Genomic DNA, 13,830 nt, shown 5'->3' with positions numbered 1-13,830 from the left:
CTCCTATTTATTTAAGTTTAATAATAAAGTTTTAATTTCGCTTAATTGACTTTCAAGTTCTTCTATTCTTTGTTTCTGTTGTGTCATTTCTGTTTTATAGTTTTCAATTACGCTTTGCTGCTCTTGAATTGCTTTAATTGCAATAACGCTCATACCGGCATAATCCATTTGAAGCCAGCTTTCTTCACCATCATCAAAAGTTGATTCATAGACTAATTCAGGAAATAACTCCCGAACATCTTGAGCCATAAAACCAATGCTGCGTTGCTTTTCATCCTCAGTTTGCCACTTGAAGCGATAAGAGTAAACATCAAGTGAATTTACTTTCGATAATATGGAGGGCATACTTACAATGTCTTTCTTCAGTTTCCTATCGGAACTTGAAGTATAAACTCCATTGGTTGAGCTAAATGTGCCTCTCAGAGTTCCGTTATAGAAAAATTCTAGATTATTATTATCGCGAGTTGCTATATTCCACTGTCTTGTAGAAGAACTGCGGTGTCGGATAGCTATACCCCTACGCCTGTTTGTACTTGTAGTTGTCGTATTTGCAAACTCTCTCATATTGATATGGAGATCGGCATCTGCAGTATTTTCAAAATTTCCTCCAATGTTATGATGAATTTTAACTACATCCCTAAAAATAATCTCGCCACCACGTGATGCTTCGAAAATTGTATCTGATTGAGTCGGACATCCGCCAGTTAAAATTAATCCAGTACCACCAAATGCGTTACCATCAACGTTTAACATAAACCCGCAAGGACCTAATGAGTTCCATCCTTCAGTAAACGCGATACCCCCAGCTACTCCGGAGTTGTACGTTGTGCCCCCAACTACGATGTAAGTCGGCGTTGTGTCTATTACTGCAAGATTGAAGTTGTCAGGTAATGCCCCCCAACTTGGACCAATAAATGCCCTCCCATTAGGAAATTCTATATCACCGTTATTCTTAATGTTCCAAGGGCTGACCGTGTTTTTAGCAACAGGACCCCAAGCTGTGCCATTATATCCCAATAAATTTCCGTTGGTTGCACCCATACTACTCAATTTAGCACTTGTAATTGTTGCATTTGCTATCTTGTCATTTGCTACAGCTAAGTCGTCTAACTCTCCTGTACTGATTGATGTGCCTAATGCCGCAGATATTGTATTTCCTGATATATTTATACCTGCGCCTTCGGTGTAAGTTACGCTAGAAGCAGAATGTAGTGCATAAGGAACTGATGTAAGTTTTATTCTTGGGAGTGGCGTTCCTGCACCAACTTGGATTTCAAGCCATAACTGATTATTAAAACTGATGGTTAGTGGTGTAATTTCGCCAAGTGTGAGATTAGCAAGACCATCGCTAATTTGAACGTTATTCTGCGTCTCTGTCCATAAAGCAGTTCCTCCAGAGGAAACATCAAATAATCTCGTGGTGATATTGAATTGACCATCGAGATTAGCACCATTATTATCTTGTACAATACCCTGCCAACTAAGAGTGTTAGGTACTTGAGAATATAGGCTGATTTGCATAATTGTCAGCAAAATCAGTATAAAATATCTTTTCATAAATAACTCCTCCTATTTATTTAAGTTTAATAATAAAGTTTTAATTTCGCTTAGTTGATTTTTAAGTTCATTTATTTCATTTTGTTGAGATTCAATTACGCTTTGCTGCTCTTGAATTGCCTTTACAAGCACAGGAGTCAATTTTGAGTATGATACAGACCATAAGTCTGATGATTCATCTTCTGGTCTGCTTACAATCTCAGGTAAAATCTTGAATAAATCCTGTGCGATAAATCCAATATCATTAGCACCTTCATTTGAAATATTGATTACACCATTTTCAGTTATAGAATTATGGTGAAAATATTTCAAAGGCTCTAATTGCAAAATTTCATTCAAGCCATAAGTAATTTCAGTTCTATTAGTTTTTAACCTTCCATCAGAGTATGTAGCCCATAGATTAGCTCTTCCTCTACCAATACCATTTGTAGTACTGTTTGGTAATTCAAGGGCATAAGTAGGAGAAGTTACAGTTTGCAAGCCAATTCTACCATTTTGGATAACAGTCATTGCATTGCTGCGGGTATTTGAAGCAGTACCATTACCAATTACAAACAATCTATCAGTAGTGTTCCAACCACCCCCACCCCCTGGTGTATAATCAGCATTCCATCTTCCAAATACAGTTTCACAAAATGCTTTTGCACTTGTATTATCACCAAAAGCTGCAGAGCTGCTTCCGGACGCTGTTGTAAATGCACCAAATGATGATGAATTATCGCCTGAAGCAATTGTGTTAGAGCCTAAAGCAGTAGAAGTAGTACCAGAAGCGTTTGTTTCATTTCCCATCGCTGTAGAGAATTGACCTGAAGCAGTTGTATTTCTTCCAAGTGCAGTAGAGTTAAGAGCTGATGCAGTTGTAGAAGCACCCATTGCTACAGAAAAATAGCCGATATTATCTTTATCCCATTGGCTGCCATTTGCAAACCCTGCTCTGAATGCTCCTTTATTTGGGTACCACATCATTCGTGAACCTGAGCCGGATGCAGGAGGGTCAGCAGGATTTGGGCTAACGTATTCGCCTGCAAATAAAATATTTCCGGCATTAGTACCTATACCATTTGTATGTAGTAATGCTGTAGGACTATCAGTTCCAATTCCCGTATTACCATTTTTTAAGACTGTCACAGCATTACTGCGAGAATCGCTCGCTGTTCCATTTCCGACTACAAACAAGCGATCGCTATTATTCCATCCATTTGTTTCAATCGGTGTATAGTCCGTGTTCCATCTGCCTATAACAGTTTCAAAACCTGATTTAGCTTCTGTATTTGAACCTAATGAAGTCGAATTATAACCCGAAGCAATTGTAAAGTATCCTAATGCTGTTGAATATGTATTTGATGCAACTGTTTCGTTTCCAAGTGCAACAGATACAATTCCTGATGCATTATTATTATATCCAATTGCGGCAGCATACTCACCAGAAGCTGTTGACAGTATACCAGCTGACAATGAAGCAGTTCCACTAGCAGTTGTACCATATCCAATTGCTGTAGCAAAATCCTTTGTAGCATTGGTTAAAAAACCAATAGCGGTTGTCAATGTATCAGATGCAGTAGTAGATTGGCCATAAGCCAATGAATTATAACCTGAAGCTATATTATTCACTCCCATTGCAACTGAAAAGCTTCCTATATTATCTTTATCCCATTGAGTTCCGCTTACAGCTCCAGCTCTAAATGCCCCTTTGTCCGGATACCACATCATACGTGTACCTGCTCCTGAATCAGGTGGAGCTCCTGGATTGGAAGATTTAAATTCACCTGTAAATAAAACATTTCCCTCGCCTGTACCTGATCCAGATGTGTGAAGTAGAGCTGTTGGTAAATCAGTGCCAAATCCAATATTGCCATTTTTTAGAATAGTTATAGCATTGCTTCTATCGTTAGGACCCGATCCATTTCCTACAACAAACAATCTATCATCGGCATTCCAAAACATAGTATCATTTGGAGTGTAATCTGTACTCCATGCTCCAACGACAGTTTCATATGAGGATTTTGCCTTATTTCCTTGCCCCATTACTAAAGAGAACCTTCCAGAAGCCACATTTTCGACACCCATAGCAGTGCTAAATAATCCTGATGAAGTTGTGTTAGAACCAAAAGCAGTAGAATTATTACCTGTTGCCTTAGTATTAAATCCCATTGCAATAGAAACATCTCCAGCAGCTTTGGAAAGCCAACCCATAGCGGTAGAATAGTCACCTTCAGCATCAGTATTATAACCCATTGCAGTGGAAATGTAACCTGATGCAGTTGTAAAATCACCCATAGAGGTAGAATAATCACCAGAGGCTTCCGTGCTATTTCCCATAGCTGTTGAAACACTTCCTGTGGCTTCTGAGTTAAATCCCATTGCAGTGGAAATGCTACCTGAAGCTATGGAGCTTTCTCCTAAAGCAGTTGCAGCATAACCTGAAGCTTCCGTGTAATAACCAATTGAAGTTGAATAAGTACCTGTAGCTGAAGAATTATTTCCCATAGCGATGGAATTATCTTCGGAAGCAATGCTTGAAAGACCAAAAGCAAATGATAAGTTGCCTAATGCTAATGATCCAGATCCACTTGCAAATGAAGCAATGCCTGATGCAGTATTATTAAGACCAAATGCTGTTGAATGATTACCAATATTACTTTTATTCCATTCTGAATTTTCAACTTCTCCTGCTCTGAATGCTGCTTTATCAGGATACCACATCATGCGAGTGCCTGAGCTGGATGCAGGAGGGTCAGCAGGATTTGAAGATTTAAACTTACCTGTAAATAAAACATTTCCAGCATTTGTACCTAAACCATTTGTATGTAGTAATGCTGTAGGACTATCGGTTCCAATTCCAACATTTCCATTGTCTAATATATTTAACGTTGCATTATTTCTGCCATTAATAGAAAAAGAATTAAGGTCTGTTTGACCTACATCCCAGAATTTTGTTTCATCGGTTAATCCTCTGTAGCGTACAACAGCACCATCTTTTGAGCCATCATTTTGGAAAGATCCAACAAGTCCTCCTCCGAAATTGAATATCGTAAATCTCTTTGAAGCACCAGATAATACATCAAAAAAGAATGGGTTTGGAGGTAGCCCTTCATATCCGATTGCAATTTTTCCTGTGAAATATGAATTACCAACTACAGATAATTTCTCTGTAGGTATTTCAGTCCCGATACCAACATTGCCGTGTCTGTAAATATTTCCAGTTGTGTCATTTGACCCACTCCATGTGGGATCATACTCAATGCTTGATAATGCTGAAAGTGCGTAAGGAACTGATGTAAGTTTTATTCTTGGAAGTGGTGTACCGTCACCAACCTGAATCTCAAGCCATAACTGAGTATCAAAACTAATGTTCAGCGGTGTAATTTCACCGAGTGTGAGATTAGCAAGACCATCGCTAATTTGAACGTTATTCTGACTCTCTGTCCATTGAGCCGTACCACCCGATGAAACATCGAATAATCTCATGGTAATATTATACTGACCATCGAGATTATCTCCATTACTTTCTTGCAAAATACCTTGCCAGCTTAGTGTATTTGGCACTTGAGCTGTTAAATGATTAACTTGCAAAATAATAGTAGATAGTATAAAAAAAAGTATAAGATTTCTCATAAACTTTAACTCCGTATTATTTTTGGATTTTAGTAATAAATAATGTGTAATATAATAATAATTTAGGAAATACAAAAATAATATTTTGAAAAAACGATAAAATATTTATGCATAAAATGATATTTATTTTACATGCTATTAATTATTGAATATTACACTTATAAATTGCTTCTTTTAAAATTAAATAATAACCAATCATGCTTAAGGTATGGTTTGTAATATTGCAAAAAAGCAGAATAGACTAAATTTCTATCCTGCTTTTGAAAATGTAAGAAAATGAATCAGAAAATATTTTGAAAAGAATTATTTTAAGGTGAACCTAATTATTAATACATTAATGTCAGATTTTGTCTGTGTATATACTTTGCTTTCCCAAAGATGATTGTAGTTAAAGTAAAATGATTTCAGGCATCTGTTAACTTCATTTTTATCCAAATAATAAATTAAAGTGTCGTTTTCCTTGCTTTGATAGGACAATTTCACATCAGACAGTGTGAAGTTTAGATTTAAATCATTCCAATCAATTTGAGATGCATGATAAGATCTGTAGTCTTGAACGTTAAATTGAGTCAATACTGAGTGAGAATTATTTTTTACTTGTCCGGAAGCTTTATATTTTAAATATTGAAACCAAAAGGTTATACTTGGATTAATTGTAGATGGGTCTATGTCAGGTCTTGAGTTATAGTCAATGGAAAAATTATCTCCTGAAAAAGTAAATGGATTCAAACTACTTTCATAATTGCCGGAAAGTTTGTTGTTAACAAAAATAGGGTAACCGTTGGGGTATCGGGCACTATACATCGTTACAAGGCAATTAGGGAGTATTTTAAGTAAATTATCGTCATTTCCGGTATCAGTTGTTGAGTATCCGTCACCAAAGACAACACCATCATTTTCAAGAAGCACCGGTATATCTTTATTAACTGACGGTTGGGATAAGTTGCTGATTTCAAAGACAATCTTTTTATTAATTCTATCAATAGAATAGCTCGCAATCTTCCAAAATCCGCCGGAAAAAATCAAACCTTTGACAACATCATCTGCATTTGCACCGGATTTTATGCGGCTTTCATCGTAATTGATAGTAAATTGAATTGGTTTCAGAATATTTATATTTCCAGAGAAATTAACATTGAATAAATTATTTCCCAAAGTGATATTTTGGATATTAAATCCCGGTGGATTTTCCTCATTTTTTACTTTGATTGTTAGTTCACCCTGAAGACACGAGCCCGGAATAATGATTTTCAAATCATTACCATGAGTTATGATTTGCTCATCTGTTGTGTGAGAAAGTGTTTTATTAATTAAGTACTCCGACTTCGGATTGATAATATTATCAATTTCATCACATGAAAAAAGGCAGAATCCACTTAGAATAATAACAAAAAATAACTTTTTCATATTTGACCTCTTACATTATGGGTTACTTCTTAAACTTAAACTAAATTTATTTAGTTTTGGATTGTCATTTAGTTGCTTAAGTGTGTAAATATCAACAGTATTATCACCCTGCTTGAATGTTAATGTAAAATTAACTTCCTCTGCATGTTTAATCAAGTCATGGTCATATTTCCCCTGCTCAAAAACCTTATAAGTATCTATATCCAATGTCTGAATACTTCCCCAGAAGTCCTTATAAAATGATTGAATTGGCTTCAGTTTTATCATTATATCTGTAGTGCGTGTATCGTTTTCACCAACCTGCATTATACTTGTATATTGATAAACTAAATTATTACTAATCCAGGTTTGTTTGTTTATCTCTCCACTTACTGTTAATCTTATTTGCCTATTGACTTCCTGAAAATCTCTTTGTATGCTGAATTTTGTTCCATTCCATTTAACAAATACTGTATCAATATAACCCGGACCGGTTTCAAATGCACTTGATGATGAAATTGAAGAATACTCGAAATGATGCTCTTGATTTGTACTTTGTTTGACAACAATAAAATCGCCTAATTCAACTTTGCAAACGAAATATTTTAATTTTGCTAGCAAATCGTCACCTTGTCCGGTATCTGTTGTTGTATAAGCATCACCAATAATAATTTCTCCATCATCAAGCAGAATCGGTTCATCTTTATAAGTTTTACCTAAAATACTTGAAATGCTTATGATGATTTTCCCGTTTGCTTCATCAAGTTGATAATCTGCAAGTTTCCATGAGCCGGATGAATAAATGTAGCCGAATACTGACTCCTGAGCAGTTTTTCCATCAGGAATTGCTGATTTATCATAATTGATAATGAGCTTAACCGGCTTTTGAAATTCAGTATCACCGCTGAATTTTATTCGATAGAAGTTTTTGCCTGGCTTCTGATTAGGAATATTCAAACCCGGTAATGAACTTTCTTTTTTGACTTTGACTTCCAAGTTATTCGAAATTGAATTAGCAGGAAAAATCATTTTGAAATCACTACCTGATTCAATAATTTGTTCTTCCGAACTTGCCTGAATCTTTTTATCAATCAAATATGATGAACTTGGCTTGCTTGTTTCATCACAGGAAGTGAAAATCATTAGAAGACCAAGCAATGCAAATTTAATGTTACAAAATTTCATAGATTTAATCCTTCTGATTATCATAATTAATTTTAAATTGCATTAAATTGAATATAAATCTGAGAAGATTGTTCAAAGCTATAGGATTTGGAATATATCTCAGTAATCTTATAAGTTTGGTCTGATTGCAATGTACTTAAATAACGATATGATTTTATATCCTTCAAATATTTTTCGATATCGGTGCCGGTAATCCACTCACTACAGGGCCAATTATCAGGATCAAATTTTGAAGGGATAGTTAATTTAACATTATATAAAACAAATGAATCTTTATAAATATCAATGTTGCCTAATACTCCTCTACTTTGATGATACTTGTCATAATTGAGTTTAATAATTGTAATTTCATTGTTTATTACATCATTATCAATTTGTCTGACTTCACCGCTGATTTCAATGACAGTAGAATCAGATGGTGTCAAATTTGTATCATTTTTTTCAAATTTGACTGTAAAATAATTCCCATTCCAAGATATTTGTGACCAAGTATAATTAACTCCATAACCAGGAGAATCCATATTGTATTCTTTCACAATATCTCCATTATCAAAAACCAAATCAAAAACAAGACCCAATTCCAGGAATTTAAATTTTGCAAGAGGGTGGTCACCTTGTCCGGTATCTGTTGTTGTATAAGCATCACCAATAATTATCTCGCCATCATCAAGCAGAATTGGTTCATCTTTATCGGTTTTTCCGTTAATACTTGAGATGCTAATGATGATTTTTCCGTTTGGTTCATCAAGTTGATAATCAGCAAGTTTCCAGCTGCCTGATGAATAAATGTAGCCGAATACTGATTCCTGAGCAGTTTTCCCAGCAGGAATTGCAGATTTATCATAATTGATTATGATATTAACTGGCTTTAGAAAATCAACATCACCGCTAAATTTGATTCGATAAAAATTCTTTCCTGCTTTAAGATTTGGAATACTCATTGCAGGCACTGAACCTTCTTTTTTTACTTTAACTTCTAAGTTGCTCGATATTGAATTTGCAGGGATTATCATTTTGAAATCACTGCCTGATTCAATTGTTTGCTCGGTCCAGCTTACTGAAATTGACCTATCAAGAAGATAGTCATCTGAAGGACTAATCAATTTATTGATTTCATCACAAGATGACAGCAATAATACTGTGACGAATATAACTATTACTCTCATAGTTATGCCTTTAAATTTAAATATAGATTGCCAATTTAATTTATCGAATTTTAGTCTGATATAAATATAAGTAAAAATGATTGTGAAAATAAGACCAGTCTATACCTTTTAGAGTCTGCTCAGTTACTTTGCCATCCTTATCGGTATTCGTATATTTGAAACTAATAGTTTTCAAACTATTTTTGAAAATTTCTTTGTTTTTGTTCTCATCATCATAAGGAGCTGTATCAAAATATAACCATATAGATTTATCAAACCATTCTAATTTATCACCTTGGATATTATCAAAAGTTGCTGTAAAAAATTCGCGAGTTGAATAATCTGAGAATGTACCAACTATTTCACAAACAATTGCTACATTTTTCAATATCATATTAAGTGTATCAACTTCACCTGTAATTTGATATGTTTTTTGATATGCTCCTCTTGTAATGTTTTCCTGGATTACGAACTTATTTCCTCCCCAAGTGATTGTTCCTTTGGTATCAGACTTTAAATTGTCATAGCTAAATCCAAAGGGACTACTTAAATTATCATTAATTACAGCAGAAAATGACAAATCACCTTCATAATAAATCATTGAATTTAATAAATCATCCTTATTGCCTGTATCAGTAGGAGTAAAAGAACCTAAAATCATCTCGCCATCATCAAGCAGAATTGGTTCATCTTTATCGGTTTTTCCGTTAATACTTGAGATGCTAATGATGATTTTTCCGTTTGGTTCATCAAGTTGATAATCAGCAAGTTTCCAGCTGCCTGATGAATAAATGTAGCCGAATACTGATTCCTGAGCAGTTTTCCCGGCAGGAATTGCAGATTTATCATAATTGATTATGATATTAACTGGCTTTAGAAAATCAACATCACCGCTAAATTTGATTCGATAAAAATTCTTTCCTGCTTTAAGATTTGGAATACTCATTGCAGGCACTGAACCTTCTTTTTTTACTTTAACTTCTAAGTTGCTCGATATTGAATTTGCAGGAAATATCATTTTGAAATCACTACCTGATTCAATAACTTGTTCTTCCAAGCTCGGAGTTACATTCTTTTCTATCAAATAATCCGAGCTTGGGCTATTTGTTTCATCACAGGATGCTAAAATAAATAAGAATGCAAAGATGAATAGTACCTTTTTCATTTTTTACCTCATTTTCCTGAGAATTGAGAAAAATCTAAGATTTCATCAGAGTCGAGATTATGATTGACTTTCGAGCCAATCGGTTTTCGGCTTCCGTTTGTATTATACTTCCTGTTATAATAAACATCACCTTGCCTGTATTCGCTGACAGTATATGCAGACCATGTTTCTTGATTTGAATTTAGATCTCCTGCTTGATAATATGATTGAGTAGAGGAATTTCCGGTAATCAAAAAATGCAGACCTGTATTTTCGAGTTTTAATTGCATTAATTGAGAACCGTCAAGATTTGTAATTCTAACCATACCATTGGACAGAACTTTATAAAACTTGATTCCTGTAAAAACTGTCCCTTTTGCAGGTGCAGCAGGGTCATTTGATGAATCCAAAACTTCACGGATGTACCAGATTCCCCAAAGCGGATTCATCTTTATGATAGTTTCTTTTTCAGCATTAATCATGAAACCTGGCAAATCTAAGAACGGTTTAATTTTATCACCGTTTTTAACTTGAAAAGGTAATACTCCTTTGAACTCACCATGGTTAATTACTAAAATTGAATCATGAAGTTTTCCATTGACCATAAAACGAACAGGTCCGTAATACCAAATCTCATCAGTATATTCACTATCTTGAATATGTTTTACGTCAATGGTAACTGTATCTGACAAATCATCCACATTATTCATTTCAATTTCCAAATGCGGAAAGAATAATCTCATAACATTAATGCCGGCATGTAGAATATTAGGTACAAGCTCAGATGATTGTGATACAGCTGAAACTTTATCAACATGAGGATAACCCTGACCATAGCTAAAGTACCATCTGTCGCGTGCTAAAATAACAGTTCTTCCACTTGGAAATTTTTTCGAGTAGCTGTAGTTATAGCTTTCATAATCAAGATTTTCAAGTCGTGGCTTAGGATACTTGCCATCTTTACCATTATATGGTTCTATTGTTTTACTTGTACCATCAGAAAATTTTTGCATGCCGTTTATTGTTTCATGAGTAAAGAAATTTTCGTTTGTAAAAGTAGCAAGTGCCGTATTAATTGTTCTGATTTTGCTTGCATTACTGAATGTAGCTGATAAATTTGGGTCGGGATTATCATCTTTAAATCTTTCCACCAGATATGGACCAAATAGCTCTTCATGCGGGTCAGGACTTCCGAAATTGGAAAGCTTTCCAAGAGTCAGACCTACCGGAGCGGCATGGCTGTCATTTCTAACGTGTGAGGGGAGTCCCATATCAGCAGTGTTATGAAGTACTTCGCCTAAACACCTGTAAGCTTTTGCGAAATACAAGTTCCTTTTTACCGAATCCTTTTCAATAAGACCTAATATCATGTAAGTTTTACCCATATCAAGATTATATGGATTGCCTTTGCCATTTTCTGTATCACCTAAAGCCCATTCAATGGCATCAATCCCCGGATTTGGATAAATCCCTTCCCAATACGTGCCACGATTAGTCAGATAATGGTGTCCGCTTAATTTTACAGGGTCATAAAAATGCCTTGTGGCAGCAGGAATTTGAGGTTCATCTGCAGAAAAGCCACCGTGTTCAATCCATTCGATTGGCAACATAGCTACATCAGTATTTTCAACAGTTGAGTGAAAATAGCCGGAATTTGTTAATGCCGGTCCAACAATCTTGTGTTTATCGCCTAATCCGATAGCAGAGTTGTCAGTGAAAATGAACTGATAGTTCTTGAATTTTTCGTCATTTGTGCCCCATTTAAAATGTTTTTCAAATTTGTCAACAATATGACGATTGAATGATTTGTGAGATTTAAGGTGGTCATAGCTTACAAGTGCATACTGCAAAAAGAAATATGAGCAGAAGCCTACTAACAAAAATAATAAATTTCTGATTTTCATGGTTCATATCTCCTCTAAAACCTATGTAGCATCCAATTACCATCACCGTAATTGGAATAAGCAATTGTAAATACTTCACCATCAATTGTTACCTCGTATTCAGCATAAAGTTCACTTGAAAATATAATTTTGCGATTCTTTAGTGCTTCTGCAAAGGTTTGCATTTTTTCAGCTGTTGCTTTTAAACCTTCAGAGTGAAATTCTTTGTATTCGTCGTACATTAAATTGAGAACAACATCAGGATTTTGGCTCTCAAAGGCGGCAATTACATCATTCGAGAATTGCTTGATGTCGGGTGTCTCTACTGCAGGGTCTTCGTTTATCGGACCTGATGGATTACTTTCGGGACAATGAGTCAGGAAAGAAAGCAGGAATGCCAATAAAAAACCTGCAATTATGAACCTGGCAGAAACTTTTAAATTTTCCATAACATAAGTCCAAATTGTTTCAAAAACAATTGCAACATAATACATTTTCTTTCTGATTCCAAATAAAAATAATAAAATTACGAGTATTCAAAAAAAAAATGAAATATTTATTTTTATCTACATATTTTATACAATTTTTCTTTTATATTTCAATAAAAATGATTAATTTTGAAAAGAGTTTATTCATAATACCTGAATAGAATCAGGAAGCGAAATTAATATGAAAAAAGTTGCATTGATAATGGCAGGTGGACTTGGTTCAAAATTTTGGCCCAAGAGTACTGAAAATAAACCTAAGCAGTTCACTCACATGATTGGTGAAGGAACCTTGCTTCAAAATACTTATAACCGATTACTCAGCTACTTCGGAAGAGAGAATATTTTTATTGTTCTCAATTATTCTCACCGATTGCTTGCTATCAAGCAGTTACCCGGAATACCTGAAGAAAATTTGATTTTTGAACCATTTGGAAGACATACTGCTCCATGTACTGCATTATCTATAAATTATCTCCTCCAAAAAGGTTATGACGAAGATACATTGATGGCTGTTTTTCCTTCAGACCATATTATTTCAAATCTTGGGGAGTTTTACAATAGTTTGGACACAGCATTCGAGTATGCTACTGATAATGATTCTATCTTAACCATTGGCATCGAACCAACAAGACCTGAAACTCAGTTCGGTTATATTCAGATTGATAATCCTGACCATCCGGGTTCAAACTTGAGCTATTGTATGACTTTTGCTGAGAAGCCTGATGCAGGAACTGCTGAACGTTTCATAGAGTCAGGTGATTTTATGTGGAATAGTGGTATTTTTATCTGGAAAGTCAAAGTAATTCAAAATGCTTTTGAAAAATTCCTTCCAGAATATAATTCAAAATTTAAAAGTTTAGATAAATTTTTTGGAAAAGAAGAGTATATCGAAGAATTGCGTTATATGTACAAACAAATTAACAGCTTGTCGCTTGACTACGGTATATTGGAAAAAGCTGATAACGTATATTGTATCAGGGCTTCATTCACCTGGAGCGATCTTGGAAACTGGGATGAACTATTTAGATTGCAAATGAAGGATGCTCATAACAATGTAATTATGGGAGATATTGTTTCAATTCACAATAAGAATTCTTTTCTTGTTTCTGATGGAAAATTAATTGGAGTAGTGGGAATGGATGATGTAATTGTAATTGACTCTGATGAAGCTCTGCTGATTTGTAAACGAGGGCAATCAGAAAATGTACAGGAAATTGTAGATTTTATGCGGAGAAAAAATATTCACAAATACCTGTAAATTCAATATTTGGAATACTTTAATATGATTAAAGTGAAAACATTACAAAGTTGCAATCAGATATAATATTATTTTGATTTTAATATTAAGTCAATTGCAAATTTTCTTAGTTAAAAATTATAAGAAAACTATTGGTTTTCTCAGCAATATTCATTTTTGAATTCTAATA

The 13,830-nt window shown here is 34.5% G+C and carries 9 protein-coding genes; 1 reads left to right on the top strand and 8 read right to left on the bottom strand.

Annotation, left to right across the window (positions count from 1 at the left end; genetic code table 11):
- Positions 1-3: 3 nt before the first annotated feature.
- From KF896_04970 to KF896_04935, 8 genes are all read right to left on the bottom strand, one after another.
- A complete protein-coding gene (locus KF896_04970) occupies positions 4-1,557 on the bottom strand; it encodes a tail fiber domain-containing protein (protein MBX3043049.1) in 1,554 nt (517 codons plus the stop codon).
- A gap of 12 nt (positions 1,558-1,569) precedes the next feature.
- Positions 1,570-5,172 carry a tail fiber domain-containing protein gene (locus KF896_04965; protein MBX3043048.1) on the bottom strand — a complete coding sequence of 1,201 codons (3,603 nt, stop codon included), beginning with the start codon at positions 5,170-5,172 and terminating at the stop codon, positions 1,570-1,572.
- Between the two features lie 303 nt (positions 5,173-5,475).
- Positions 5,476-6,579, bottom strand: coding sequence for a hypothetical protein (locus tag KF896_04960; GenBank protein MBX3043047.1), 1,104 nt, complete (start codon positions 6,577-6,579; stop codon positions 5,476-5,478).
- 15 nt (positions 6,580-6,594) lie between these two features.
- Positions 6,595-7,743, bottom strand: a complete 1,149-nt coding sequence (locus KF896_04955) for a hypothetical protein (protein ID MBX3043046.1) — start codon at positions 7,741-7,743, stop codon at positions 6,595-6,597.
- Positions 7,744-7,775: 32 nt separating this feature from the next.
- Positions 7,776-8,909 carry a hypothetical protein gene (locus tag KF896_04950; protein ID MBX3043045.1) on the bottom strand — a complete coding sequence of 378 codons (1,134 nt, stop codon included), beginning with the start codon at positions 8,907-8,909 and terminating at the stop codon, positions 7,776-7,778.
- 40 nt (positions 8,910-8,949) lie between these two features.
- Entirely contained in the window at positions 8,950-10,053 is a 1,104-nt protein-coding gene (locus KF896_04945; protein ID MBX3043044.1) for a hypothetical protein, read from the bottom strand.
- Positions 10,054-10,061: 8 nt separating this feature from the next.
- A complete protein-coding gene (locus KF896_04940; protein ID MBX3043043.1) occupies positions 10,062-11,936 on the bottom strand; it encodes a hypothetical protein in 1,875 nt (624 codons plus the stop codon).
- A gap of 14 nt (positions 11,937-11,950) precedes the next feature.
- A complete protein-coding gene (locus KF896_04935) occupies positions 11,951-12,364 on the bottom strand; it encodes a hypothetical protein (GenBank protein ID MBX3043042.1) in 414 nt (137 codons plus the stop codon).
- A gap of 220 nt (positions 12,365-12,584) precedes the next feature.
- Between KF896_04935 and KF896_04930 the strand changes: the two genes are divergently transcribed.
- Positions 12,585-13,661 carry a mannose-1-phosphate guanylyltransferase gene (locus tag KF896_04930; GenBank protein MBX3043041.1) on the top strand — a complete coding sequence of 359 codons (1,077 nt, stop codon included), beginning with the start codon at positions 12,585-12,587 and terminating at the stop codon, positions 13,659-13,661.
- Positions 13,662-13,830 lie beyond the last annotated feature (169 nt).

The organism is Ignavibacteriota bacterium (genome assembly GCA_019637995.1).
GTDB lineage: Bacteria > Bacteroidota > Ignavibacteria > Kapaibacteriales > UBA2268 > JANJTB01.
The sequence above is the reverse complement of the archived record's forward strand: the minus strand, read 5'-3'. Positions and strand labels throughout refer to the sequence as shown.

Coding starts and splice junctions, on each gene's coding strand:
- KF896_04950 (MBX3043045.1), bottom strand. CDS start 8,909: ATGAGAGTAATAGTTATATTCGTCACAGTATTATTGCTGTCATCTTGT.
- KF896_04960 (MBX3043047.1), bottom strand. CDS start 6,579: ATGAAAAAGTTATTTTTTGTTATTATTCTAAGTGGATTCTGCCTTTTT.
- KF896_04955 (MBX3043046.1), bottom strand. CDS start 7,743: ATGAAATTTTGTAACATTAAATTTGCATTGCTTGGTCTTCTAATGATT.
- KF896_04930 (MBX3043041.1), top strand. CDS start 12,585: ATGAAAAAAGTTGCATTGATAATGGCAGGTGGACTTGGTTCAAAATTT.
- KF896_04945 (MBX3043044.1), bottom strand. CDS start 10,053: ATGAAAAAGGTACTATTCATCTTTGCATTCTTATTTATTTTAGCATCC.
- KF896_04970 (MBX3043049.1), bottom strand. CDS start 1,557: ATGAAAAGATATTTTATACTGATTTTGCTGACAATTATGCAAATCAGC.
- KF896_04965 (MBX3043048.1), bottom strand. CDS start 5,172: ATGAGAAATCTTATACTTTTTTTTATACTATCTACTATTATTTTGCAA.
- KF896_04935 (MBX3043042.1), bottom strand. CDS start 12,364: ATGGAAAATTTAAAAGTTTCTGCCAGGTTCATAATTGCAGGTTTTTTA.
- KF896_04940 (MBX3043043.1), bottom strand. CDS start 11,936: ATGAAAATCAGAAATTTATTATTTTTGTTAGTAGGCTTCTGCTCATAT.